General features: G+C 72.0%; 22 protein-coding genes and 1 pseudogene. 14 read left to right on the forward strand and 9 right to left on the reverse strand.

The window, feature by feature from the left end; genetic code table 11:
* The first annotated feature begins 44 nt into the window (after positions 1–44).
* Entirely contained in the window at positions 45–494 is a 450-nt protein-coding gene (locus ACZ6C6_RS07220) for a spore-associated protein (protein WP_469199973.1), read from the forward strand.
* Between the two features lie 51 nt (positions 495–545).
* On the opposite strand, the gene ACZ6C6_RS07225 is transcribed toward ACZ6C6_RS07220, so the two are convergent.
* Positions 546–3,743, reverse strand: coding sequence for a TIM-barrel domain-containing protein (locus ACZ6C6_RS07225; RefSeq protein WP_469200849.1), 3,198 nt, complete (start codon positions 3,741–3,743; stop codon positions 546–548).
* Between the two features lie 279 nt (positions 3,744–4,022).
* On the opposite strand from ACZ6C6_RS07225, the gene ACZ6C6_RS07230 reads away from it, so the two are divergent.
* Entirely contained in the window at positions 4,023–4,616 is a 594-nt protein-coding gene (locus ACZ6C6_RS07230) for a VOC family protein (protein WP_469199975.1), read from the forward strand.
* A 151-nt stretch (positions 4,617–4,767) separates the two neighbouring features.
* Positions 4,768–5,502 carry an esterase/lipase family protein gene (locus ACZ6C6_RS07235; protein ID WP_469199976.1) on the forward strand — a complete coding sequence of 245 codons (735 nt, stop codon included), beginning with the start codon at positions 4,768–4,770 and terminating at the stop codon, positions 5,500–5,502.
* Between the two features lie 71 nt (positions 5,503–5,573).
* Here ACZ6C6_RS07235 and ACZ6C6_RS07240 read toward each other — a convergent pair whose 3' ends face one another.
* Together ACZ6C6_RS07240 and ACZ6C6_RS07245 are read right to left on the reverse strand one after the other, a co-directional pair.
* Positions 5,574–6,758, reverse strand: a complete 1,185-nt coding sequence (locus ACZ6C6_RS07240) for a hypothetical protein (protein WP_469199978.1) — start codon at positions 6,756–6,758, stop codon at positions 5,574–5,576.
* Between the two features lie 155 nt (positions 6,759–6,913).
* Positions 6,914–7,714, reverse strand: a complete 801-nt coding sequence (locus ACZ6C6_RS07245; protein ID WP_469199980.1) for a GNAT family N-acetyltransferase — start codon at positions 7,712–7,714, stop codon at positions 6,914–6,916.
* Positions 7,715–7,812: 98 nt separating this feature from the next.
* Here ACZ6C6_RS07245 and ACZ6C6_RS07250 point away from each other — a divergent pair, with 98 nt between their 5' ends.
* Entirely contained in the window at positions 7,813–8,766 is a 954-nt protein-coding gene (locus ACZ6C6_RS07250; RefSeq protein WP_469200852.1) for an aldo/keto reductase, read from the forward strand.
* Here ACZ6C6_RS07250 and ACZ6C6_RS07255 read toward each other — a convergent pair.
* The gene (locus ACZ6C6_RS07255) at positions 8,763–9,617 is read right to left on the reverse strand and encodes a helix-turn-helix transcriptional regulator (RefSeq protein ID WP_469199982.1); all 855 of its coding nucleotides are present in this window, start codon (positions 9,615–9,617) and stop codon (positions 8,763–8,765) included. The two genes, ACZ6C6_RS07250 and ACZ6C6_RS07255, sit on opposite strands and share 4 nt — an antisense overlap.
* Positions 9,618–9,762: 145 nt before the next feature.
* Between ACZ6C6_RS07255 and ACZ6C6_RS07260 the strand changes: the two genes are divergently transcribed.
* From ACZ6C6_RS07260 to ACZ6C6_RS07295, 8 genes and pseudogenes are all read left to right on the forward strand, one after another.
* Positions 9,763–10,542, forward strand: coding sequence for an NAD(P)H-dependent oxidoreductase (locus tag ACZ6C6_RS07260; protein WP_469199984.1), 780 nt, complete (start codon positions 9,763–9,765; stop codon positions 10,540–10,542).
* Positions 10,543–10,690: 148 nt separating this feature from the next.
* Complete coding sequence (locus ACZ6C6_RS07265) at positions 10,691–11,515, forward strand: aldo/keto reductase (RefSeq protein WP_469199986.1); 825 nt, start codon at positions 10,691–10,693, stop codon at positions 11,513–11,515.
* A gap of 46 nt (positions 11,516–11,561) precedes the next feature.
* Complete coding sequence (locus ACZ6C6_RS07270) at positions 11,562–12,356, forward strand: SDR family NAD(P)-dependent oxidoreductase (RefSeq protein WP_469199988.1); 795 nt, start codon at positions 11,562–11,564, stop codon at positions 12,354–12,356.
* A 112-nt stretch (positions 12,357–12,468) separates the two neighbouring features.
* Positions 12,469–12,649, forward strand: a pseudogene (locus tag ACZ6C6_RS07275) (NADP oxidoreductase); the annotation flags it as partial.
* A 90-nt stretch (positions 12,650–12,739) separates the two neighbouring features.
* A complete protein-coding gene (locus ACZ6C6_RS07280) occupies positions 12,740–13,342 on the forward strand; it encodes a hypothetical protein (protein ID WP_469199990.1) in 603 nt (200 codons plus the stop codon).
* 150 nt (positions 13,343–13,492) lie between these two features.
* A complete protein-coding gene (locus ACZ6C6_RS07285; RefSeq protein ID WP_469199992.1) occupies positions 13,493–14,941 on the forward strand; it encodes a glycoside hydrolase family 76 protein in 1,449 nt (482 codons plus the stop codon).
* A 77-nt stretch (positions 14,942–15,018) separates the two neighbouring features.
* Positions 15,019–17,349, forward strand: a complete 2,331-nt coding sequence (locus ACZ6C6_RS07290; RefSeq protein WP_469199995.1) for an excinuclease ABC subunit UvrA — start codon at positions 15,019–15,021, stop codon at positions 17,347–17,349.
* Between the two features lie 4 nt (positions 17,350–17,353).
* Positions 17,354–17,857: a GNAT family N-acetyltransferase gene (locus ACZ6C6_RS07295; protein ID WP_469199997.1), complete on the forward strand. Its 504-nt coding sequence runs from the start codon at positions 17,354–17,356 to the stop codon at positions 17,855–17,857.
* 18 nt (positions 17,858–17,875) lie between these two features.
* Here ACZ6C6_RS07295 and ACZ6C6_RS07300 read toward each other — a convergent pair whose 3' ends face one another.
* From ACZ6C6_RS07300 to ACZ6C6_RS07315, 4 genes are read right to left on the reverse strand one after another with little or no spacing between them, the layout of a single operon-like run.
* Positions 17,876–18,790 carry a class I SAM-dependent methyltransferase gene (locus tag ACZ6C6_RS07300; RefSeq protein WP_469199999.1) on the reverse strand — a complete coding sequence of 305 codons (915 nt, stop codon included), beginning with the start codon at positions 18,788–18,790 and terminating at the stop codon, positions 17,876–17,878.
* Positions 18,787–19,899, reverse strand: coding sequence for a zinc-binding dehydrogenase (locus tag ACZ6C6_RS07305; protein ID WP_469200001.1), 1,113 nt, complete (start codon positions 19,897–19,899; stop codon positions 18,787–18,789). Before ACZ6C6_RS07305 ends, ACZ6C6_RS07300 begins: the two co-directional genes overlap by 4 nt.
* On the reverse strand, positions 19,896–21,293 hold the full coding sequence (locus ACZ6C6_RS07310; protein ID WP_469200003.1) for an aldehyde dehydrogenase family protein: 1,398 nt from the start codon (positions 21,291–21,293) through the stop codon (positions 19,896–19,898). Before ACZ6C6_RS07310 ends, ACZ6C6_RS07305 begins: the two co-directional genes overlap by 4 nt.
* Before the next feature lie 8 nt (positions 21,294–21,301).
* Complete coding sequence (locus tag ACZ6C6_RS07315; protein ID WP_469200854.1) at positions 21,302–22,057, reverse strand: (5-formylfuran-3-yl)methyl phosphate synthase; 756 nt, start codon at positions 22,055–22,057, stop codon at positions 21,302–21,304.
* A 173-nt stretch (positions 22,058–22,230) separates the two neighbouring features.
* Here ACZ6C6_RS07315 and ACZ6C6_RS07320 point away from each other — a divergent pair, with 173 nt between their 5' ends.
* Positions 22,231–22,518 carry a hypothetical protein gene (locus ACZ6C6_RS07320; RefSeq protein ID WP_469200005.1) on the forward strand — a complete coding sequence of 96 codons (288 nt, stop codon included), beginning with the start codon at positions 22,231–22,233 and terminating at the stop codon, positions 22,516–22,518.
* 103 nt (positions 22,519–22,621) lie between these two features.
* On the opposite strand, the gene ACZ6C6_RS07325 is transcribed toward ACZ6C6_RS07320, so the two are convergent.
* Positions 22,622–24,523, reverse strand: a complete 1,902-nt coding sequence (locus ACZ6C6_RS07325; RefSeq protein WP_469200007.1) for an RICIN domain-containing protein — start codon at positions 24,521–24,523, stop codon at positions 22,622–22,624.
* Positions 24,524–24,748: 225 nt separating this feature from the next.
* Here ACZ6C6_RS07325 and ACZ6C6_RS07330 point away from each other — a divergent pair, with 225 nt between their 5' ends.
* A complete protein-coding gene (locus ACZ6C6_RS07330) occupies positions 24,749–25,402 on the forward strand; it encodes a TetR/AcrR family transcriptional regulator (RefSeq protein ID WP_469200009.1) in 654 nt (217 codons plus the stop codon).
* Positions 25,403–25,411: the final 9 nt, after the last annotated feature.

The following is a 25,411-nucleotide window of genomic DNA, read 5'->3' on the forward strand; positions in this document are numbered from 1 at the left end:
CAACAAGTGGGAGCAAAACACTCCTGGAACTACAAGGGGGAAATATGCGAAACATCCGTACTCTCGCCACCGCCGGGGCCCTGACCACCCTCATGGTGGGCGCGACGGCCGCCTTCGGCCCGACCGCGTCCGCCGCGCCCAACACCACCCCGCAGAAGGTCTGCGGGAGTTCGTACAAGACCGTGAACTCCGCCGCCATCGGTTCCCTCGGCACGGTCTACCTGACGTACAACGCGACGAACGGCAAGAACTGTGTCGTGACGATCCGGTCCACCCCCGGCACTGCGAAGGACATGTCGGCGTACATCTACGTCCCCGACACCGACGCGTCGGCGAGCGACTACGGTAGCTACACGTCGTACGCCGGTCCGGCCTACGTCTACGGCAAGGGCCACTGCGTCAGCTGGGGCGGCCAGATCGCCAATGTGTACGTGTCCGTGGAGAACTCCAACTGCGCCGCGTTCAAGGAGCAGCGGACCCTCGAAGTCCGCTGATCCGCTCCGCTCACCGGTCCGCCCCCGGCTCCCACCGGGGGCGGACCGCTCCTACCAGTACGTCACGGTCACCGGAGCGTGCACGTTGCGCTTCGGCAGGGTGACGGTCAGCGTCTTGGACCCCGCGTCCCACGTGTACGCCCGAACGGACAGGTGCGTCCCGCTCGCGGTGACGCGCGCGGGCGCGTGGTCGGCCTTGACCGACAGGGTCCACGCACGGTCCTTGGCCTGGCCCCGGAAGGACCCCTTCGCCGGGGCGATGGACACCGTGTGGCGTCCGCCGGACTCCTTGTACGAGACCTTCGTCGTGGTGCTCCGGGCCTTGCCCGCGGCGCCCCCGTCGTCCTCGTACAGGCTGAACGAACCGGAACCGCCCGGGGCGATCGTGAGCGTGAGGTCCGCCGCGCCGGCCGCCCCGTCGTGAGCGACGTCATGCGTGCGGCTCGGGACGATCCCGCCCGCCCTGACGAACACCGGCATGGTGTCCAGCGTCGTCGTGACGTCCTGGGTGGTGCCGCCCTCGTACGTCTTGCCGGTGAAGTAGTCCGTCCACTGCCCCGGCGGGAACCACACCGACGTCTTCGCGGAGGCACCGGGCGTGGTGACCGGGGCGACCAGCATGTCGGAGCCGTAGAAGTACTCGCTGCCGGCCGTCTCGTACGCCTGCGGCTCCTCCGGGTACTCCAGATACATGGGCCGGACGATCGGCACACCCGTCCGGTTGGCCTCCTCGGCGAGCGTGTACGTGTACGGCAGCAGCTTCTCCCGGAGGTTGAGGAACTTCTTCGCGGACGCCGACGCCTCGGGGCCGTACTGCCAGGGCAGCCGGTCGCTGTGATTGCTGTGCAGCCGGTCGACGGGCTGGAAGGTGCCGAACTGCACCCAGCGCGCGTACAGGTCGTCCGGCAGCTTCGTCGTGGTGTGCGTACCGCCGCCGTCGGTGTACGTCTCCGAACCCTTCAGGCCCGTCGTGTCGTTGTGGCCCCCGATGTCATGCGTGACGTTGGCCATCCCCGTCGCCGCCGACTCGGCCGGGGTGTACCCCACCTCGAACTTCAGCGTGCCCCAGGTGGACGACGTGTCGCCAGTGAAGTGGACCGTGGTGCGCTTGTCGGCCCAGGGGCCGGTGGGCACGGACTGCTGGCCGCTGTAACCGGCGGCCTGGAGCGAACCGTAGGCGCGCGAGAGGACGAACGGCCGGTCGAGGTGCCGGCCGGTGGCGTCCGCGTACTGCTGGTTGATCCACGCGTCCGGAGTCACACCGGGAAGCGACGACTGGGCCGCGTCGCAGCACCAGTCCAGCCACCAGAAGTCGTTGCCCTGCTCGTCCATGGTCCGGTGCAGGTCCATGTACGCCTGCAGCTGGTCGGGGTCGCCGAAGTCGAAGACGTAGCAGTCCGGCCCCGCACCGCCTCCGCAGCTCCCCTTCTTCAGCTTGCCCTTGGCGGTCTTCTGCGCCTGGGCGAACTGCGGGTCGGCGGCGAGGATGCTGGGGTGCACATTCAGCGTGTTGTGCAGGCCCTGGGACTCGGACCAGTCGAAGAACCCCTTGGGGTCGGGGAACTTGGCCGTGTCGATCTCCCAGCCGCTCCACGCGTTGACGGCCTTGTAGTCGGTGTCCGTCACCAGAACGTCCAACGGCACGCCCTCGGACCGGAACGTGGGCAGGATGGTGTTCCGGTAGTCCGCGTCCGTGCGGTCGATGTACTCCGAATACCAGACGCCGTACGCCCAGGAGGGCAGCAGCGCGGACGGCCCGGTGAGCGTCGCCAGATCGCCGAGGCCCTGTTTGTAGTCGTGCCCGTAGCCGAAGAGGTAGCCGTCCTGGTACGGGGCGCCGCCGTGCTCGGAGCGCTGGGTCACCTTGTGGGTGGCGGTGTCGTAGAGCGCGGACGGGGTGTCGTCCAGGAGGTACCAGCCGTCCTGGTTGAGCAGGCCGGGCGTGGTGACGGGCGGCGCGCCGTTGCCGGTGACGCCGTCGAGGCCGCGCCGGTAGCCGCCGAGGGCCAGATGCGGCTGCGGAGCCGGGTCGCCGGTGGCGGCGACGGACACGGTGTCCGCGTTCACATGGCAGCTCCCCGCGTCCGGGCAGGCGAGGGTGACGTCATTGGCGCCCGCCGCCAGGTGGACGGGCAGGGTGGCCGTGGACCAGGTGTCCCAGTCGGCCGTCGCGGGGAACGACAGGGTGCCGGTGGCGCCGCCCGCCGACACGGTGGCGGTGCGCGTCTCGTGCCGGCCGTCGCCGCCCGGGCCGTTGGCGTAACGGACGCGCAGGGTGTACGTGCCGGCCGAGGGGACCTCCACCACATGCGTGGTCAGCGAGGAACCCTGGTTGAGCTCCGCGACGAAGCCGCTCCCGGCGAAGCCCTGGTGATCGGTCGCGGCGGCCGCCGCGCCGACGACCCGCCCGGCCTCCGCCTCACAGCTCACCCCGAACCGGCAGTCGGCGATCGCCGTGCTGGACGCGGGCGGGAACGCCTCGTCCCGGCCCAGCAGCGCGACGCTGTCCACGTTCACACTGCCGGAGTCCGACGCGCCCCGGGTCAGGGCGACCGTGTGGTGCCCGGCGTCCAGCCGGACATCGGCGAAGGCGGTCTCCCAGCTGTCCCAGTCCGCCGTCGGCGGGAGTGTCACCCGCTGATCGTCACCGCCGTCCACCGACAGGGTGAGGGTGCGCGGCTCGCTCTTGCCGTCGCCGCCACGCGCATTGGCGTACCGCACGGCGAACCGGTAGGAACCGGCCGCCTTGACATCGATGTCAGAGGACAGCGAGGCGCCGGTGCTCTCGAACCCGGCGGCGAACCCGGTCCCGGTGTAGCCGTCGTGGTCGGACGCCACGGAGACCCCCGCGGCCCGCAGGTTCTCCGCCTCGCACAGCGCTCCGGGCGGGCAGGTGATGCGGTGCCAGGGGGTGGCGGTCACGGGGGAGTCGCCCGCGTTGAGCCGGACCGACAGGTTGCTCGCGTCGAACGGCCCGGAGCCGACCTTGTACCGCAGCGTCACCGCGCTCGTCCTGAGGGTGAGCCAGCCGTCCGCCGTTTTCGCGGTGTACGCCGCCGGGGTGAAGGAACCGCGGCCGATGGCGTTGAACGTCGCCTCGTCGGTGAACGCCCCGTCGCCCGCGTACTCGGTCCGGATCAGTGTGGGCGACAGGACCTGGAACCGGGCGTCGCCCGAGGTCACCGTCGGGACGGGGCGGCTGCGCGGAGCACCGGCCGAGGCCGGACCCGCCGTGCCCGTCACCGTCATGGCGGCGGCGGTCCCGAGGACGGCGGCCCCACCGATCCACCGCCGCAGCCCTCTGCGCCGCCTCGTGGAGGGAGGTTTCATGTGCGACTCCGTTCTCACCCCGACCGGCAGGTCCGTCCGGCACCGCGCCGCTCGTTGTGCATCGTTGGAAAAGTGCAAGTGGCATGAGAGCACGCCGAGGACGCTGTGTCCATAAGACCGACACCGGAGGCGAGTTCACGCCGCAGGAGGGGTGAGGGAAGACTGGCCGTACGATGCCGTCCACGACAGAGGTACGGGATGCTGACCGGAATCGTGATCGACGCCTGCGACGTGACGGGCCTGGCCCGCTTCTGGAACGACGCGACCAGGGGCCGCACCGGTGGTCTCCGGCTGCGCTGCGAACGGGTCGACCGGCCGAAGCCGGCGCACAAGAACCGCCTCCACCTCGACCTGGCCGGCGGACCGCGCTGGGAGGCGGAGACCGAACGCCTGCTCGCGCTGGGGGCGACCCGGGCCGACATCGGCCAGGGCGAGGTGCCGTGGGACGTGCTGGCCGATCCGGAAGGCAACGAGTTCTGCGTCCTGCGCCCCGGGCATCCGGGCGTGCGCGTCGGCTCCGGGCTCGTCGCGGTCTGCCTCGACGTCACCGACGGGGAACGCGACGCGCAGCGGGACTTCTGGGCGGCCTGGTCCGGCTGGCCCGTGGAGGAGGACGGGGAGCGGTGCGTGCGACTGCGCCGCACCCCGGGCGCCCCGGTGTCGCTCGTGATGGGGCCGCCCGCCGCGCCGCGGGCCGAGCGGGAACGGGTGCGGCTCACGGTCCGCCGGCCCGGTGCCGGGCCGGGCACATACCGCGATCCGGGCGGGAACGCCTTCCATGTCGTCGGCTGACGGCGCTGGGGCGCGCCGAGGTCTGCGATTTCCTCGCCCCGGCCCAACCGGGAGTCGACACCGGTGATTTAGCCGATGGCGGGGGCACCCCGTGCCAGGCACCTTGTGCGGGCAGGCAACCCCAAACCCGCATCCCCCTCAGGAGTGCCCCATGCCTCGTCGTTCACCGCGTCGGCTCCTCGGCGTCTTCGCGGCCCTGGCGGTCGCGTTCACCCTGTTCTCCCCGGCGTCCGCGGCCGGTGCCGCCGAGACGCCGGCCCCGGCGGCTGCCCGCGCCGCCGCCGTGCAGCCGCTGTCGACCAGCACCCCGGTCGTCTTCGTCCACGGCTACACCGGCAGCGCCTCCAACTGGGTCACCGCCATGAGCGTCTTCCGCCTCAACGGCTGGTCGAGCTCGAACCTGTTCGCGTACGAGTACAACTCTTACGGCAACAACATCACCAACGCACAGGGCCTCGCCACCTTCGTCGAGAACGTGAAGTCCAGGACCGGGGCGAGCAAGGTGGCCATCGTCAACCACTCCATGGGCGGCCTGGTCAGCCAGTACTACCTGAAGGTGCTCGGCGGCAACACCAGTGTCAGCCACCTCGCGTCCATCGCCGGTGCCAACCACGGCACCACGGCCGCCGGGGCCTGCCTGATCTACACGACCTGCCAGCAGATGTACCCGGGTTCCTCGTTCATCTCGCAGATCAGCTCCGGTGACGAGACCCCCGGTGACACCAAGTACGCCACCTGGTACTCGGCGTGCGACGGCGTCATCCTCCCGTACACCAGCACCCGGCTGAGCGGTGCGACGAACAACAACGTGCTGTGCCAGACCCACATCGGGTACCTGGCGGACACGATCGTCCTCGGTCAGATCGCGCGGTTCGTCGCCTCCTAACCCCGCGTGACCCCGGACGGGTCCGGTCCCCGGCGTCCTGCCGCCGGGGACCGGACCCGTCCGCCGTCCGGTCAGACCCGGGCGCGGCGGCGGCGCACCGCGGTGAAGCCCAGGGCGCCCGCGCCGGCCGCGACGAGGCCCGCCGCGCCCACCGCCGCCGCCGAGAGGCCGCCGCTCCCGGTCTCGGCCAGCTGCGCGGACACGCCGGACGACGTCGAGGCGGTGCCGGTGCCGGACGGGGTGGGGGAGGACGACGCGGTGGCGGTCGGGGAGGGGGACGGGGTGGTGGCCGCCGCCTTCTTCACGGTGACCGCGGCCCCCTTGCCGCAGCTGGTCGTGCCCCGGAAGGTGCCCGGCCCCTCGTTGACGATCGCGCACGGGTTCAGCGTGGTCTTCCCGGCCGGTGCGTCCTTGAGGTAGGTCACACGGACCTGCGCGGACGTGCTGCCGTGTGCCTTGAGGGAGACGTCCGGGCCGATGACGTTGAAGCCGTACACATCGGGTTCGGCGCTGTCGGTGATCGGCTTCAGCGTGGTCCACTTCCCCGAGCGCAGCACCTGGACGGAGGCATGGCGGCTCGTCATGAGCACATCGCTCACGTTCTCGTACGCGGACGGTGTCGGGTTGTCGACCGTGGCCGTGAAGGTGATCCCCGGCCCGCCCGCCACCGCGGTGGCGGGCACCCCCGACAGGTGGGTGTCCAGCCCGTCGACCGCGATGTCGTCCACATCGGTGTCGTTCGCCGCCCCCGCGGCGCCGTAGGAGATCATCGTCGTCAGCTTCAGATGGTCGGTGCCGCCGTTGCTGGCGCCGTTGTGCGGGGTGCCCATCGGCATGCCGAGCCGCAGCTCCACGGTCCGCGACTTCCCGGCGGCCAGCGGGAACTGCTCGGGCAGCTCGCCGCCGTACACGGTGCCTTCGATGATCTCCAGCGGCACGGACTTCCAGTTCGTCCCGTCGAGCCGGTACTCCAGGCTCAGGGCGTGCTCCGGCAGGCCGTTGCCGCCGTCGATGCGGTAGATGAGGCGCGCCGACGAGGTGTCGTTCGGGCCGGTGTTGGACGCCGTGGTGGTGAAGGCGACCGGCAGACCGCCGCCTCCGATCATCGCGGGTGCGTCGGTGGAGACGGCGAGCGTGGGCATCCCGCTGTCGTCGGCCAGGGCGGCCGGGGCCAGAGCGGCTCCGGTGAGGGTCAGGAGCAGGCCGGCGGCCGAGGCGACGGCGGACGAACGCAGGCTGCGTGCGACGGTGTTCAAGGTTTTCCCCCAGGACGTGTGGGCGGCGCGGCCGGTTGCCGCGTCCCGCCGACGACGGGTGGATCGGTCCGTCGTCTCACCCAGTTGGACAGGCCGCCCCGGCCCCGGGTTGTGACCCCGCGTGTCATGGTTCTGTGACAGCGCGTTCGGGCTCCTCACTCCGGCAACCCGTAGAAGCGCATGGCCGAATTCGGGGTGAAGCCGATCCGCGGGTACACCGGAGCCCCCGCCGCCGTCGCGTGCAGGGTGGCCCGGGTCAGCCCGGTCGCGCGGGCCCCCTCGTACAGCGCCTTGCGCGTCACCGCCTCCCCGTATCCCCGGCGCTCCCACGCCGGATCGGTGGCGACCAGCACGACGAAGAGCCGGCCCGCCGCCTCCACCGTCGCGGCACACGTCACCGGCACACCCTGCCGCAGCCCCAGATAGGCGTGCACCCCGCTCTTCCACAGCGAGGCCCCCGCCAGCCCGTCCCGGCCCGCGTCCAGGGGGAAGCCGTACGCGCGCGAATTCAGATCGGCGTACGCCAACAGGTGTTCGTCCTCGCTCACGCGGACGAACTCCAGCTCGGGGTGCGCCGGTTCGGGCAGCGGGAACAGGTCGCCCGCCATGCCCGTGCCGGGAAAGGCATACGCAAGACCGGCCCGCTCGGCAGCCGAGTCCAGCGAGGCGCGGGCCTCCGCGTCGAGCAGCCCCTCGAAGACCCAGAGGAAGCCGGGCCGGCTCTTCGCCCGCATGATGTCGGCGGCCTCGGCCATGCGCCGGGCGGCCAGCGCCGCGTCCGCGCCGACCTCGGTCAGGGTGACGCAGTTCCAGAACGCGAAGCCGCAGTCCGCCCAGCGGACGGCGATTCCGGGCAGGTCCCTCACATCCGCGCCGGCGTCCCGGTCGAGCACCATCGTCCGCCAGCCGACGGTGAGTTGCTCCATCGACTCGATCGATTCCGCGAGATCCGCCACCACAACTCCTGAAGGTTTCGAATGACTGGCTTGACCTGGAGCGCACTTCAACGCCGAGCATGACGGGCATGAACCGCACGGACACGGACCACGCGAACATGGACGGCATCAACGTGAACGAGGCGAACCCCCGGATCGTTCTGGGCACCATGGGCTTCGGGACCCAGGTCGACTCCGACACGTCCTTCGCCCTCCTCGACGCCTTCGTCGCAGGGGGCGGAGAATGGCTCGACACCGCCAACTGCTACTCCTTCTGGGCCGATCCCAGCGGCGTCGGCGGCGCCAGTGAGCGCGTCATAGGTGCCTGGCTGGCGGCCCGCCCCGGCGCCCGCGACGCCGTGCGCATCGCGACCAAGGTCCGGCAGAACCCGCTCGTCCCGCACTCCTGGCCGCAGAGCGCCGAAGGTCTCTCCGCCCGCGCCGTCCACGCGGGCCTGGCCGAGAGCCTGCGACGCCTGGGCATCGACCACGTCGACCTGCTGTGGGCCCACGCCGAGGACCGCACCGTCCCCCTGGAGGAGACGGTCGGAGCCTTCGGCGAACTGGTCACCAAGGGCGTGGCGTTGCGGGTCGGCGCCGCGAACCACACCGCCTGGCGCGTCGAGCGCGCCCGGTCCCTGGCCCGCGAGCAGGGCGCGGAGCCGTGGACCGCCCTGCAACTGCGCCACTCCCTCGTCCAGCCGCGCCCGCTCACCCCCGTCGCCGAGGGCGGCCACCGCCACCTCACGCCCGAGGACCTGGACCTCGCCGAGGCGGAAGGGCTCGATGTGTGGGCGTACAGCTCCCTGCTCTGGGGCTCCTACACGCGCCCGGACAAGCCGTTCCCCGACACGTACGAGCACCCCGGCACCACCCGGGGGCTCGCGGTCCTGGACGAGGTTGCCGAGGAGGTCTCCGCGACGAAGAACCAGGTCGTCCTGGCGTGGCTGCTGCACCAGGGCATCGCCCCGATCGTCGGTGTGAGCCGCGTACAGCACGTCGAGGAGGCGCTCGCCGCCCGGGACGTCAGGCTCACCGACGACCACCTGGCGCGCTTCGAGGCGGCGCGCTAAAGCCTGTCCTCGCGGACCCGGGGCCGGGAGGGCGGCGCGGCGTCGCTCTCCGCCGCCAGCCCGGCCAGCAGCCGCAGCCCGTCCTCCGCCGGGCTGCCGGGCGCCGCCGACAGCACGACCATCTCCCGCCCCGGCGCGTCCGCCAGGGTGAAGTTCTCCTGGTGCAGCTCCAGCAGGCCGACGAGCGGGTGCCGGTACATCTTGCGCCCATGCGTACGGGCGCGCACATCCGCGCGGGCCCACAGCCGTCGGAAGCGGTCGCTGCCCATCGAGAGCTCCCCGATGAGCGAAGCCAGCCGCGCGTCGTCCGGATACTTGCCCGCTGCGAGCCTCAGGTGGCCGACCGCGTCCAGGGTGCACTGCTCCCACTCCGCGTACAGCCCCCGCTCGGTCTCCTCCAGGAAGAGGTGGCGGGCGGTGTTCATCCCCGGCAGCGGCCGGCCGTACAGCAGCCGGGCCAGGCGGTTGCCCGCGAGAACGTCCATGCGGTGGTCCATGAGCAGCGCGGGGGCGTCGGTCACCAGGTCGAGCACGCGCAGCAGCTCCGGCCGCACCCGCCCGCCGGGCGTCTTCGCGCGCCGGCGCCGCTGCCGGGCGAGCCGGTCGAGGTGATCGCGCTCGGTCTCGTCCAGGCCGAGGACCCGGGCGAGCGCGTCGAGGACCTGTTCGGAGGGCTGCGTCGCGCGCCCCTGTTCCAGGCGCACGTAGTAGTCGACGCTCACTCCGGACAGGTGCGCGACCTCTTCGCGGCGCAGCCCGTCGACCCGGCGGCGGCTGTCGGTGGCGATGCCGGCCGAGGCCGGGTCGACCCGGGCGCGCCGGGTCCGCAGGAATCCCGCGAGATCGTCCATGCCCCCCAGTATGGCCACGGCCTCCCCGCACGAGGGTGGCCCTGCCGTTACCAGGAAGTCCCGTCCGACGGAAGCGGCGCCCCTGAACAACGGGCGCCCCGGCCTCCAGGATCGAAGCCATCCGATCCGAAGGAGTGCGGTTCCCATGAAGACGCTCATCGTCCACGCCCACCCCGAGCCCAAGTCCCTCAACGGCTCGCTCAAGGACCTCGCGGTCTCGACCCTGGAGGCGGCCGGGCACGACGTGCGGGTGAGCGACCTGTACGCGATGAACTGGAAGACCACCGTCGACGCGGCGGACTACGGGCCCGACGCCTCGGACCCGCTCAGGCCGGCCCGCGACTCCGGCCGCGCCTTCGACGCCGGAACGCTCACCCCGGACGTGCGCGCCGAGCAGGAGAAGCTGCTGTGGGCGGACACCGTCATCTTCCAGTTCCCCCTGTGGTGGTACACGATGCCGGCGATCCTGAAGGGCTGGGTGGACCGCGTGTTCACGTACCACTTCGCGTACGGCGTCGGCGAGCACAGCGACACCAAGTACGGCGAGCGCTACGGCGAAGGCACCCTCGCGGGCCGCCGGGCCCTGCTGTCGGTGACCGTCGGAGGCCTGGAGCCCCACTACGGGCCCCGGGGCATCAACGGCCCCATCGACGACCTGCTGTTCCCGATCCAGCACGGCATCCTCCACTACCCGGGCCTGGAGGTGCTTCCGCCGTTCGTCCTGTACGGCACCGACCGGATGACCGACGCGGATTACCCGGAAGCGGCCAAGGCGTGGCGGGAGCGCCTGCTCACGCTGGAGACGACCGCCCCGGTCCCGTACCGCCGCCAGAACTTCGGCGACTACGAGATCCCGTCCCTGCATCTCAAGGAGGGCCTGGAACCGGCGGGCCGCACGGGCTTCGGGCTGCACGTCGGGGAGTGACCGACGCGGGAAGCCGTCGATTGCATTAGTAGGCGTCTGCAAGTATTGTCGATGCATGTAAGGCGCTTTTGCATGCATGTGCGGCGAGTCGCCCCCGGCTCGCCGCACGGCCCCCGGCGCACGACGAACACGTAAAGGACCACCCCCCATGGCTTCCGTGCCCCGCATCACGCTCAACAACGGCGTCCGCATGCCCCAGCTCGGCTTCGGCGTCTTCCAGGTGCCCGACGACGAGACCGCCACCGCGGTCGGGCACGCCCTGGACGCCGGCTACCGCAGCATCGACACCGCCGCGGTCTACGGCAACGAACGCGGTGTCGGCCAGGCCATCGCCGACTCCGGCGTGCCGCGCGACGAGCTCTTCGTCACCACCAAGCTGTGGAACGCCGACCAGGGTTACGACCGGGCGCTCGCCGCCTTCGACGCCTCGCTGGACAAGCTCGGCCTGGACCACGTGGACCTCTACCTCATCCACTGGCCGACCCCCGCCCGGGACCTGTACGCGGAGACGTACAAGGCGCTGGAGAAGATCCTCGCCGACGGCCGCGCCCGCGCGATCGGCGTCTCCAACTTCCAGGTCCCCCACCTGCGGCGGCTCATGGAGCACACCGGCACCGTCCCCGCCGTCAACCAGGTCGAACTGCACCCCGGGCTCCAGCAGGCCGAGCTGCGCGCCTTCCACGCCGAGCACGGCATCGCGACCGAGGCCTGGAGCCCGCTGGCGCAGGGCGCGGTCCTGGACGACGAGGCGATCACGCGCATCGCTCAGGCCAACGGCGTAACCCCCGCGCAGGTCGTGCTGCGCTGGCACCTGGCGACGGGCAACATCGTCATCCCCAAGTCCGTCACCCCCGCCCGCATCCGGCAGAACCTCGACGTCTTCGGCTTCGACCTGACCGACGCCGACCTGGCCGCCATCGCCGCTTTCGACCGGGGGCTGCGCACGGGCCCGGACCCCGACACCCTCAACTGAACCGCGCGGGCCGTGCCACCGGCCCCGGCGCGAGGAGGACCCCGCCATGCACATCGATCTCTCCGGCCGCACCGCCCTGGTCACCGGCTCCACCCAGGGCATCGGCGAGGCCATCGCCGTCGGGCTGGCCCGCGCCGGCGCCCGTGTCATCGTGAACGGCCGCGGCCAGGAGCGGGTCGCCGCGGCCGTCCATGCCGTACGCAACGCCTCGGGGAACGACGAGGTCACCGGTGCGGCGGGTGATCTCGCGACCGAGGACGGCACCGCGGCCGTCCTTGCGGCCGCCCCGGCGGTCGACATCCTGGTCAACAGCCTCGGTGTCTTCGGGGCCGCCGCCCCGCTGGAGATCGAGGACGCGGAGTGGCGCCGCTACTTCGAGGTCAACGTCCTCTCCGCCGTCCGCCTCATCCGCGCCTACCTGCCGGGCATGAAGGACAACGGCTGGGGACGCGTCCTGAACATCGCCAGCGACTCCGCCGTGGTCATCCCCGCCGAGATGATCCACTACGGCATGACCAAGACCTCGCTGCTCGCGGTCTCCCGGGGCTTCGCCAAGGAGGCCGCGGGCACCGGAGTCACGGTCAACTCCGTCATCGCGGGACCCACCCGCACCGGCGGCGTCGAGGACTTCGTCCGGGAACTCGTCGGCGACGACCTCCCCTGGGACGAGGCCCAGCACGCGTTCATGGTCAGGCACCGCCCGCAGTCCCTGCTGCAACGCCTGATCGAGCCCGAGGAGATCGCGAACATGGTCGTCTACCTCGCCTCGCCGTACGCCTCCGCCACCACCGGCGGCGCCCTGCGCGCCGACGGCGGATATGTCGACTCGATCCTGCCCTGACCGCGCCGCCCGCTCCGGCTCGTCCATGCGGGCGTCCTGCGCCGCCATCACCTCGTCGCCGTGCTCGAAGGCGCAGGGGCCGAGGTGGTACGGGACCTGGGCCCCCGTCAGGCGCGTGCACCGACTCGTACGGGACGCCGGCTGCGACCACGTGCCGGGCGGCGGTCTGGCACGCCCGGGGCTCCGGGAAGCGACGGCGGCGCTGTTCACCGGGCTGTGCGCAGGCGAGGGAGCGGACGCCCTGGCGATCGCACCCGCCGCTGGCGTACGCGGCCCGTCCCGCACCGGCCTGACGGACCCCGGCCCGCGAAAAACCGCGGGCTCCGGCAACACGTTCATGAAAGGGTGCGGGGCCGAGGGAGCCGAGGGGAAGGACACCGCTCATGGGGCTGACCTACAGTTACGACATCTACCTGCGCCCGCAGAACGTCGCCGGGGCGCTGGCCGCGCTGACGGGGCTGGCCGCACCGGATCGCGAGGGTCCCCCGCTCCACGTCACGCTGCCCGGTGGTGACCTGATCGCCCTTCCCTTCACCTCGAACTTCCGGAGCGACCCGGTCGACTGCTCCGCGGGCGGCACCCTCGAACTCGACACCTCCCTGATGCTCGGTCTGGACGACGCGGTACGCGCGTACGCCGAACTGCCCGATGACGCACCGCCGTCCGAAGGGCGGCTGGAGGTCGGCTACATCTACGCCACGGTCCGCTTCACGTCCACCCCTCACCCCGGCTACGCGTCCATCGAGTTCTGGGCGGCGACCTCGGGTATGAGCCGCATGTTCGAGCGCTCCGCCACCGTCCGGGAGACGTTCACCGGTCTCGCGGCGGCCGCCGGGGGAGTGTGCTGCCTGTTCGACCTCGGCGACGGCAGCCCCGGCGAGGTGTGCTGGCTCAACGGTGAAACGCTCAGAGAGCCGATCGGCGGCCCCCGCTTCCCGGACGTGGACACCCTGGTCGCGTGCTGGCCGGAGCCCGGCGCCGGGTGAGGGGGCGGGGCACGGGCCGGGCTGCGGTCCGCCCAGCGGCCGACGCTCGCATTATTGACGTGCCCATGGCGCATCGCTAGCGTCGGAGAGCGTTCTCCTGTGCGTCGGCGGAGCGCTCTCCGCCGCCCCCACTCGTTCCGGGAGTCCTTCATGAAGCCTGCACGCCCCCGGGTGGCCCTCATCGGCGCCGCCCTGACAACGTTGTCCGTACTGCTCGTGGGTGCCGTGCCCGCCGCCGCTGCCCCGGAGGCGGCGGTGTGCAACAAGTACTGCGACGCGCGGGACCCGGCGCTCAGTCCGCAGGACCGGATCCCCGTCACGGCCACCGTCGGCTCCCGCACGATCGCCCTCCACTTCGACGACACCGACGCGATGGGCTGGGGCTCCGTCGACAACGGCGGGGCCGGCGACCACGTCTGGCTGGACCGGTCCATGGACGGCGGCAGGACCTGGGCGTCGGGCAGCAAGCTGGGCGACACCGCCGTTCCCTCCGGCGGCCGGGGCTGGCGCACCCAGATGTACAACGTGGACGACTGGAACACCCAGGGCGTCGGAGCCCTGCGCGCCTGCGGGCAGACGGCGGGCGGCGGCGCCATCGCATGCACCCCGTGGGCCCGCACCACATGGAACGCGGCCGGCAGGAGCACCGCCGCCGCGACCGCCCTGATGATGTCGTACGACCGGGGCACCAAGCTCTTTGGCGGCAATGGCTGGTGGACGGCGGCCAACGCGCTGACCGCCGTCATCGACAACATCCGGATCACCGGCATGGGCAGTTACCGGTACGCCGTTTCCGACACGTACGAGAGGAACATCAACGCCCAGGGCGGTCAGTTCCGCAACGAGTACCTGGACGACACCGGCTGGTGGGGCCTCGCCTGGGTCGCCGCGTACGACCTGACGGGGGAGCGACGCTACCTCGACACCGCCCGGGCCGACGCGGACCACATGTTCGCCAACTGGAACGGCACCTGTGGCGGCGGGGTCCGGTGGAACACCGACGGCAACTACAAGAACGCCATCACCAACGAACTCTTCCTCGGCCTCACGGCGGCCCTGCACAACCGCATCCCCGGCGACACCGTGTACCTGGAGCGGGCGAAGAACGAATGGGACTGGTTCCGGCGCAGTGGCATGATCAACGGTGACCGCATGATCAACGACGGCCTCGACGGCAACTGCGCCAACAACGGCCAGCCCACCTGGACCTACAACCAGGGCGTCATCCTCGGCGCGCTGACCGAACTGCACCGGGCAACCGGGGACCAGGCCCTCCTGACGACCGCGCGCGGCCTCGCCGACGCGTCGACGGTCCGGCTCCAGACCGACGGCGTCCTGCGCGAACCCGGCGAGGGCGACGGCTGCACCGGGGACGGCCCCAGCTTCAAGGGCGCCTATGTGCGCGGCCTCGGCACCCTCAACCGCGCGCTCTCCGACCATCCGTACGCCGCACCCCTCACCCGCTGGGCCGACAGCGCCCACGACCGCGACCGCAACGCCCTCGACCAGTACGGTCCGCACTGGAACGGCGGCGGCGGGACCACCGACTACGGCTGCCAGCAGAGCGCACTCGACCTCCTCAACGCCGCCACGGGCTGACCCTCCGGGGCGCCCGGCACGCGAAATGCCGGGCGCCGTCACCCGTGAAGGAACACGCGGCTGAGTAGGATCACCTGATGAGCGATGCGCATGCGGCCGGGATGATCCGCGTGGTCGGCGCGGCGACGAACAACCTCAGGGACGTCACCGTCGACGTCCCCAAGAAGGCGCTCACCGTCGTCACGGGGGTGTCCGGCTCGGGCAAGTCGTCGCTGGTGCTGGACACGATCGCGGCCGAGGCCCAACGGCTGGTCAACGACGCCTATCCGACCTTCGTACGCAACCGGCTGCCACAACTGCCCGCCCCCGAGGTCCAGTCGATGGACGGGCTCACCTTCACGGCGCTGATCGACCAGCGCCGCTTCACCGGCAACGCCCGCTCGGTCGTGGCGACCGCCTGCGACGTCGCACCGCTGATGCGGCTCGTGTTCTCCCGGATCGGCGAACCGTCCGCCGGCTACACGCCCGCGTACTCCTTCAACGACCCGACCGGGATGTGCCCGGAGTGCGAGGGCATCGGCACCGTGGTCGACATCGACCCCGGCGAACTCATCGACCCGGAGAAGTCCATCAACGACGGGCCCGTCCGGTTCAGCCTGTTCCGGCGGGGCGGATACCGGTGGAAGCGGTTCGCGTACAGCGGTCTGTTCGACCGGGACAAGCCGCTGAAGGACTACACGGACGAGGAGATGGACCTCTTCCTCCACGCCGAGCAGCTGAAACCGCCCAACCCGGGCCCGGAGTTCCCGAAGACCGCGCGCTTCGACGGCGTCATCACCCGCATGCGCGACACCTTCGTCAAGAACCACCCGACGAAGATCTCCGCGCAGGTCCGTGAGGAACTGGACCGCATCACCACCCGCCACACCTGCCCGGAGTGCCACGGCACCCGGCTCAACGAGGCGGCCAGGGCCAGCCTGATCGACGGCCGTTCCCTCGCGGACTGGTCGGCCATGTCGGTCACCCGGCTACGGGAACTGCTGGCGGACACCCACGACCCGCGCGTCGAGCCCGCGCTCGACGGCATCCGCGCCACGCTCGACGCCCTCCGCTCCGTCGGCCTGGGCTACCTCTCCCTGGACCGGACCTCGTCCACCCTCTCCGGCGGCGAGGCTCAGCGTGTGAAGATCGTCCGCCACCTGGGCAGCGCCCTCACCGACGTCACCTATGTGTTCGACGAGCCCTCGGTCGGCCTGCACCCCGTGGACGTCCACCTCCTCACCCAGATGCTGCTCCGGCTGCGGGACTCGGGCAACACCGTGCTGGTGGTCGAGCACCACGGGCAGATGATCGACATCGCGGACCACGTCATCGATGTCGGCCCGGGCGCCGGGGCCGACGGCGGGCGGATCGAGTTCGAGGGCACGCCGGGCGCGCTGCGTACGAGCGGAACCGTGACCGGGCGGCTGCTCGGCACCCCTCTGGAGGTCGTGACCACCGCCCGCCCCTGGCAGGGCTCCGCCGTCGTCCGGAAGGCCCGGGCCAACAACCTGACCGGCTTCGACGCCGAGATCCCGCTCGGCGTCCTCACCGCCGTCACCGGAGTCGCCGGCTCCGGCAAGAGCTCCCTGGCCACCCGGGAACTCCCCTCCCAGTACCCCGAGTTCACCGTCGTGGGCCAGGACCCGCTGCGCGGCGGGCAGCGGTCCACCTCGCTGTCCATCCTCGGCGTCGCCGACCACGTCCGGGGTGCGTTCGCCCGGGCGTCGGACCTGGACCCGTCCTGGTTCAGCTTCAACTCCAAGGGCGCCTGCCCCGCCTGCCGGGGCAAGGGCCACCTCACCACCGAGCTGGCGTTCCTGGACGACATCTCCACGCCGTGCGACGTCTGCGGGGGCCTGCGCTTCAACGACACCGCCCTCGCCGTCACGGTACGCGGCAGCACCATCGCCGACGTGCTCTCCATGGCCGCACACGAACTCGCGGACCAGTTCCCCGACGACCCGGAGATCGTCGCGGCGATGTCCTGGCAGCAACGCGTCGGCCTCGGCTACATCGCCGTCGGCCAGTCCCTCGACACCCTCTCCGGCGGCGAGAAGCAGCGCCTTCTCCTGGCGCGCCACCTCAACGGCGTGGACGACATGGCCGGCGAGCGGATCGTCCTGGACGAGCCGACCACCGGACTGCACCCCAGCGACGTGGACCGGATCAACCTGCTCTTCGACGACCTCCTGGAGGCCGGTGCCACGCTCGTCGTGGTCGAGCACAACCTCCGCGTGGTCGCCCGCGCCGACCACGTCATCGACATCGGGCCCGGCGCGGGCACCGACGGCGGCCGGATCGTCTTCACCGGCACCCCCGCCGCCCTCCTCGGCGACGACACCTCGCTGACCGGCCGCGCCCTCCGGCTCGCCTCCGCCCCGGAGACCCGGCCTCGCCGGAAGGCGGGCGGCCGTGCGGCAGAGTAGGGGCATGCCGACCTACGCGACCATGCCGTACCACCTGGAGACCGAGCGGCTGATCCTGCGCCCGTGGGCCGAGTCCGATGCCCGCGAATTCAGTGAACTCCTCTGCGAACGCGGCGAGAAGGAGTACACCGTGGAGCGCGCCCGCAAGGCCATCGGCGGTCTCCTCGCAGGCACGGAGAACTCCGGCATCGCGCTCCTGCCCGTCCAGCGCCGTGACGAGGGCGACTTCATCGGATACTGCGGGCTGATCACCGGCCGCTCCACCCTGGAGGAACCCGAGATCGCCTACGAGCTCTTCCGTCGTGTGCACAACAAGGGCTACGCCACCGAGGCCGCCCGCGCCGTGCTCGGTGCCGCCGCCGCGACCGGGCGGCGGCGGCTCTGGTCGACCGTGGCCACCTGGAACGCGCCCTCGCTCCGCGTCCTGGAGAAGCTCGACTTCGTACGGGACCACCTCTCCATGGAGGAGAACGGCGAAGTCGTCTGGCTCACGCGCGAGTTGCCGTAGGCCCCTGACCGGCACGCCCTAGATCCGGCGCCGGTACGCGAACACCCACCGGTTCCCCTCCAACGCGTCGTTCGGCTCCGGCAGGGGGCCGCGCCCGTGGCGGCGGGTGAACTCGAAGGGCGTGTGCGTCGACGCGGACCAGCCCCGCGCGGCGAGCCGGCCCGCCGAGTCGGGGCGCGGGCCCTTGTCGAAGAGGCCGAGCAGGTCGATGCCGATCTGCTCGCGCGTCGCCGTGTAGATCGCGCTGTCCCGGTACGCCAGGAGGTCCGCCTCCAGCTTCGCCTCGAAGGCCAGCGCGCTGCCCTCGGCGGCCAGCAGGTCGACGGTGTCCACGAGATACGTTTCTGCCGGGCCCGGCAGGTAGAACAGCAGCCCTTCCGCCAGCCAGACGCTCGGCGCCGCCGGGTCGAAGCCCGACGCGGTCAGCGCGGTGACCCAGTCGTCGCGCAGGTCGGCCGGCACGAGCACGCGGCTCACCTTCGGCGCGGCCGGCAGATCTGTCAGCACCTGGTGCTTGAAGGCCAGCACACCCGCCCGGTCGACCTCGAAGAAGACGCAGTCGGACGGCCAGTCGAGCCGGAACGCCCGGGTGTCCAGCCCGGCCCCCAGGAGCACCACCTGGCGGGCGCCCGCGAGCACCGACCGCACGACGAAGTCGTCCAGGACCCGGGTCCGCAGCCCGAAGTAGCGGGCGAACCGGCCCCACAACGCGTTCGCGTCCCCGTCGGGCACCTGCTCGATGCGTACCGGCCACCCGGCGCACGCGGGAGCGGCCCGGACGAAGTGCTCGGCGTAGATGTCGCGGGCCAGGCTGTCACAGCGGCGGGTCTCGATCGCGCGGGCGGCGGCGACCAGCAGCGCGGTCAGCCCCACACCCCCGTCCACGCCTTCCACCGCCAGGTCCTGGTGCGTCGTACCGGATGCGTCGTTCATCGGCTTCTTCCCTCCGGGATCAGGACGGGTTTGACCACCCGGCCCGCTTCGCAGTCGCGTTCGGCCTCGTTGACGTCGGCCAGGGGATAGGTACGGATCAGCTGGTCGAAGGGGAAGCGCCCGGCCCGCCACAGCTCCGTCAGTACGGGGATCAGCAGCCCCGGCACCGCGTCCCCCTCGCAGATGTGGCGGACGCTCCGGCCCCGGTCCAGTGTGCCCGGCTCCAGTGGCAGGGCGCTGTGCAGCCGCGCCACCAGGCCCAGCGTCCCGGTCGGGCGCAGCGCCCGGAGCGCGTCGTTGATCAGGGCGGGCGACGCCGTCGTGTCCAGCGCGTACCGCGCGCCGCCGTCCGTCAGCCGGCGGACGCGCTCCGGCAGCCCGGCCGCGTCGGCGGACAGCGGGACCGCCCCGAACCGCTCGGCGAGCTCCAGCCGCTCCGGCAGCAGGTCCACCGCCACGACCGGTACACCGGCCGCCCCCGCAGCCATGACCGCGGCCAGCCCCACCGCCCCGGCGCCGAGGACCACCAGCGGATCGGCAGGACCGGCGCGGAAGGTGTTCAGCACCGCCCCGGCCCCGGTGAGGAAGCCGCAGCCGAGCGGCCCTAGCAGTTCGAGGGGGAGCGCGGGATCGACGCGGACCGCGTTGCGGGCGGACACGAGTGCGTACTCGGCGAACGAGGACTGGCCGAACCACCGGGGCGCCAGCGCCTTCCCGTCCGCGTCGCCGAGCCGGGCCGGCTCCTGCGCACGCCCGCCGAACAGGTTGAGGGCGGCGAAGGAGTCGCAGTACGCGGGGGCCGCACCCCGGCAGTTCCGGCAGTGCCCGCAGGAGTCGAAGCTCAGCACCACGTGGTCGCCGACGCCGGTCTCCGTACCGGGCCCGCCGCCCGACCCCACGACGACCCCTGCCCCCTCGTGGCCGAGGACCGCCGGCAGCGGGCTGCGCCCGGCGGACCGGCGCACCGCCAGGTCGGTCCGGCACATCCCGGCGCCCGCGATCTCCACCAGCAGCTCACCGGGGGCGGGCTCCGTCCGCAGGACGACGTCCTCGACCGCGAACGGCTCCTCGTACCCGCGCAGCACCGCCGCCCGGAATCTCCTGGTCATGGCTCCTCCGGGCGGTGGACGACGAAGGGCCGCAGATTTCCGTACAGCCCCCACGGCCCGCCCGCGACGCCGACCCCGCTGTCCTTGATCCCGGCGAACGGCTGGGCGAGCGACAGTTCCGCGTGATGGTTGATCCAGGCCGTGCCGCACTCCAGCCGGTCCGCCACCTCCTCCGCCCGGTCGGGATCGGTGCCCCAGACGGAGCCGCCGAGCCCGAAGCCGGTGCTGTTGGCCGCGTCGACCGCCTCGTCGACGCTCCCGTACGGCAGCACCGGCAGGACCGGACCGAACTGTTCCTCCGTCACCACCGCACTGCCGGGCGGCACATCGGTGAGGATCGTCGGGGCGAAGAAGTGGCCGGGCCCGTCCAGCCGGTGTCCGCCGGCCGCGGCCCGGGCGCCGTCGGCCAGGGCCCGTGCGGTGAGCTCCCCCACCCGGGCCAGCTGCGGGGCGTTGTTGACCGGGCCGATGCGGGTGTCCGGGTCGAGGCCGCTGCCCACCGCGACGGACTTCGCCCGCACGGCCAGCGCCTCGACCACCTCCGCGTGCAGCCGGGCGGGGGCGTACACCCGCTTGACGGCCATGCAGACCTGCCCGCAGTTGCGGAACGCCGCCCAGAACAGCCGGTCCGCCACCTCCTCCACATCGACGTCGTCCAGCAGGACGGCCGCGTCGTTCCCGCCCAGTTCCAGGGTGACCCGGGCAAGGGAGGCCGCCGCCCCCTCGGCGACCGCCCGCCCGGTGGGCACCGAACCGGTGAACGTGACGTGGCGGATGCCCGGATGCGACGCCAGCCGGGCCCCGAGGGGTTCGCGCCCGGTGACGACGGTCAGCACGTCATCGGGCAGGGCGGCCGCGAGAACGGACCCCAGCAGCCGGGTGGCGAGCGGGGTGTACGGGGACGGTTTGAGGACCATGGTGTTGCCCGCCGCGAGCGCGGGCGCGAACTTCGCCGCCGCCAGCTGGATCGGGAAGTTCCACGGCACGATCGCGGCGACCGGTCCGACGGGACGCCAGCGGACCTCGCTGCGCACGGGCCGTCCGTCGCTGATCCGCCGCGTCCTGGGGGCCAGGTCCGCGAAGTACCGCAGCCGGGCCGCGGTCCGGGCGACCTCCGCGTGCGACTCGGCCAGCGGCTTGCCCTGCTCCCGGGTGAGCAGCCGCGCCAGGCCGTCACCGGCCGCCTCCACGGCGTCCGCCGCGCCGAGCAGTGCGTGTGTGCGGGCGGCGGCGTCGGCCCGCCACCCGGACCAGGCCCGGTGCGCCCGGCCGATCACCGCGTCCAGCTCGTCGGGCCGCATGTCGGGGGCCTCGCCGCAGGTCTCCCCGGTGGCCGGGTCGGCCACGGCGAACCACGTGCCACGGCCGCGCTCCACCGCGTCGAAGGCCGGCATCCCGGCGGTCAGCCCGCGACGGTGACGTCGGCCGCGAACTCGCGGGCGTGCCGGTCCATTTCCGCCCGGAACGCGGCCACCAGATGCGGCTGAATCCTTCCTGCGTTGCGGTCGCCGCCCTCGCAGACCGCCCCGCGCACCCCCACGATGTCCGTGCCGATGCGGGTCAGCGTGGCGAGGTCCGCCTGCTTGACGCTGCCCGCGAGAGCCGCGAGCAGCCCGGAGGCGTGGGCGAGGCCGACGAACTCGGCGCAGACGTCCGGCGGCACGTGGTCGAAGAGCCGTGAGCCGTCCTTGATCGCCGTGTCCAGCATGGCCGCGTCGGCGCCGGACCTGGCCGCGATGTCGGGCAGCGCGAGCGGGTTGACGCATCCGACGCGGTGGGCGTCGGCATAGCCCGAGGCGACGACCAGCGCTTCGGGACGGTGGTCCTTCACCGCCCGCACGACCGCCCGCATCACCTCGATTCCCTGGTCGGGGGTTGTGCACCCGTAGAGCCCGACCTTGATGTACGTGGCACCCGAGACGACGGCCCCCAGCGCGGCCTGGGCCACCGTGCCGGGCTTGTACGGGACATCGCCCACGGTCGCGGAGACCGGCTTGCCGGCCGGGACCGCCTCGCGGATCTCCCTGATGACCCAGGGGAAGTTGGCGCCGAGCGACCCCTCGTCGGGCTTCTTCACATCGACGATGTCGAGGTACTCGGCCGCCTTGGCGCAGTCGACGGCTTCCTCGACGCTGTCCGGAGAGATGAGAAGCAACACCATGGGCTCCTTCCACCGCAGTGGTGCGGATCACCAGGTTGACCTGCGGTGTGCTCATCATTTCCGCCGCCCGTGCGCCCCGGTAGAGCGTGCGGAGACCCCCGGGAGCACGGCAGCCCACGCGCATTGCGCCGCATGCCCCGGCGCGCGGAGGCACATGGGATCATGCGGGGATGAGCGGAGACCTGGAAGTGAGCGCGCTGGCCGTCAACATCACCATTCCGGCGGAGCTCCGCTGGACCGACACCCGGCGCGGGACGGATTTCCAGCTGACCACCCTCAACATCCGCCTGCTCCCCGACGGCCGCCTCGCCGCGAAGGCGTACGGGCGTCCGGTGGCGGGCGGACGTGGCGCGTACGTCTCGTTCCCGGTGCCCGACCGGCCCGAACTGGCGGCCCTGATCGCCGAAGGGGCGAGCCGCGCCGGCACGCTGTGGGCCGCCCACCGCGGTCTCGGCTAGCGCGTGTTTCGGAAGTAGCGCCGTCCGCCGCAGGGCGGGTCCGGCGGCGTACGCACGGTGCCCCCGCGAGCGTGCCGCTCACGGGGGCACCGTGCGAGGGTGCTCAGCTCTCCAGCGAGAACGTCTGCGCCGCTGATCCGTCGCACGGCTGCTGCGAGAGGTGCGCCCCGTTCGCGGTGGATCCCCCGTCCACGGCCAGGCACTTGCCGCTGTTGCGGGCGACGAAGCGGTAGCGGCCGGCCGCGCCGGAAGGCTCCGCCCGCCACTGCTGGTTGGTGCCGCCCACGTACGACCACAGGTGTACCCGGGTGCCGGACGCGGTCGCGGCGGGGCCGCCGTCGACGTCCCACACCTTGCTGTTGTGGCGGTTGACGACCTGGTAGGTGCCGTCACCCGCGGACCGGAACTGCCAGCCCTGGTTGGCGCCGGTGGTGCAGCTCCACTGCTGGAGCGCGGTGCCGTCGGCGGTGCCCCAGTCGGCGGCGTCCAGGCAGGCACCGCTGTTGGCGTTCTTCACCCGGTACCAGGCGGACGAGTCGATGGAGCCCGCGGGCGGCTCCGTGGTGCCGCCGTCGGTGCCGCTCCACACGAAGGTGGCGACCGCCCCCGCGGGCAGCGTGTAGACCAGCGACCTGCCGTTGTCGGTCAGCGAGAACTTCTGCGCGCTCGTGGCCGAGTTGACGACGTACGCGGCACGGGTGCCGTCCGCGTTCTGGAAGGCGACGTTCTCCACGCCGCCGCTGCCCTGGCTGGTCGAGCCGATGCGGGTGGCGCCGGGCTTGACGAACTTGGCGAGCTGGCCCAGGACGTAGTACTCGGCGTTGCGCGTCACATTGCCGTTCGCGATCTCCACGACACCGTTGCAACGGTCCGAACAACCACCCTGGTGCGGGCCGCCGTTCTGGTCCAGGGCCAGGTTCCAGTCGATGACCGTCTCGCCGCCGTTGCGCATGTTCTGCACGACGAGGTTCTCGGCGTGCCACTTGAGGGTGTCGGCGAACGTGGTGGACCGGTCGGCGCTCTCCGTACCGGAGCACTCGGTGAAGAACACCCGCTTCCCGGCGTCGACGACCTGCTGCTGGGCGGAGGGGGCGCCGCCGTAGCAGTGGAACGCGGCACCGATCACCCGGCTCATGCCCGGGGTCCCGTTGAACACCTCCAACGGGTAGTTCGGGTGGTCCCAGTTGTGGTCGAAGGCGAGCAGGTTCGTCGGCAGGTTCGCCGCCGTCAGCGTCCGGTCGAGCACCTTGAAGAAGTCCGCCTGCTGGGACGCCGTCATGGTCATCGAGGGGTAACTCGCCGCGAACTCGGGCTCGTTCTGCACGGTGAGGTCGGTCAGCGTGATGCCCTGCTGCCCGTACGCCTTGATCGCCTCGACCAGGTAGTCGGCGTACGCCTGGTAGCTGTCGGTCTTGAGACTGCCGCCGTTCAGGGCGTTGTTGGTCTTCATCCAGGCGGGCGGCGACCAGGGGGTGCCCATGAAGCGGATGGCCGGGTTGACCGAAGTGGCCTGCTTCAGGACCGGGATGATCTCGGCCTTGTCCCGGTCGATGGAGAACGAACCGGGGGTGTCCTCGTACGTGTAGAGGCTGCTGTCGGCGTTGAAGTCGCTACTGCCGAGCGGCTGGCGCAGATAGCTGAGCCCGATGCCGTCACCGGCCGACGAGAACAGCGAGGCCATCAGCGCGTTCCGCTTGTCCTGCGACAGGCCCTGGATGAGGTGGGCCGAGGCCCCGGTGACCGAGGCGCCCGCCCCGGTGAACCGCTGGCCCTTGCTGGTGGCGTCGACGCGGATGTCGACGCTCTGCGGCGAGCCCGTGAAGGCGACGGTGCCCTCGGCGGACAGCTTCTTGGCGCCGTCAGGGGTGGTGACCCATACCTGGGCGGTGGGGTCGGCGGCCTGCGCGGCCGTACCGCCGCCTGCCAGGCCGACGGCCGCGACGGCCATCGCCAGGGCCGCGCCTGCGGCGCGTGCCCATGGGCGCGGGGAAGTGTCGTGGGACATGTGCGGCTCTCCTTCGGTCATGCCTGGGGGAGGACATGGCGTCCCTCGGACACCGTGGCGGGGCGCGGTTCCGTGGACGACGGCGATATGAAAGCACACCCACTAAGTGGTTAGTAAGTAGTCGTACGCGCATTGGTGCGGGGCGGTTCACGCGCCCCGGCGCCCCCAGGTCAGCGGCCCCGACGCACTCGTTGCCCCCCGTTCCGCCCGGTCTAAGCTGTGCCGGTGAGCAACCAGTCAGCAGGCAGGCCCGGCAGGTCGGCAAAGCCCCGCACGCCCAGGAGCCCGGAAGCCCAGCAGCGGCAGCGGGACATCCTGCACATCGCGATGGACACGTTCGCCGCCCGTGGCTACAACAACGCCTCGCTCGCCGAGATCGCCGACCGGGTCGGCCTCACCCAGGCCGGTGTCCTGCACTACTTCCGGTCCAAGGCGCTCCTGCTCACCAGCGTCCTCGAACTGCGCGACCAGTCGGACATCCAGCAGCTGGGCCCGGACCGCCCGCAGGGCCTGGCCTTCCTGCGCCACCTGGTCGACACGGCGACCCGCAACGCCGAACGCGAGGGCATCGTCCGCCTGTACGCCGTGCTGTCGGCGGAGTCCGTCACGGACGACCACCCGGCGCAGGACTACTTCCGGGACCGCTACGACGGACTGCGGGGCCTCGTCGCCGACGCCCTCCGCGAGGCGTGCGGCCTCCCCGACGACGGGTCGGACAAGGTCGAGCACGCTGCCGACGCCGTCATCGCCGTGATGGACGGCCTCCAGGTCCAGTGGCTGCTGGCCCCCGGCGCCGTGGACATGGCCGCTTCGACGGACCTGGTGGTCAACGCCCTGCTCAGGACGCTGGCCCCGGACCGCTTCGGCGCGGACGGCTGAACGGCGCGG

Source organism: Streptomyces sp. NPDC041814 (genome assembly GCF_055590565.1).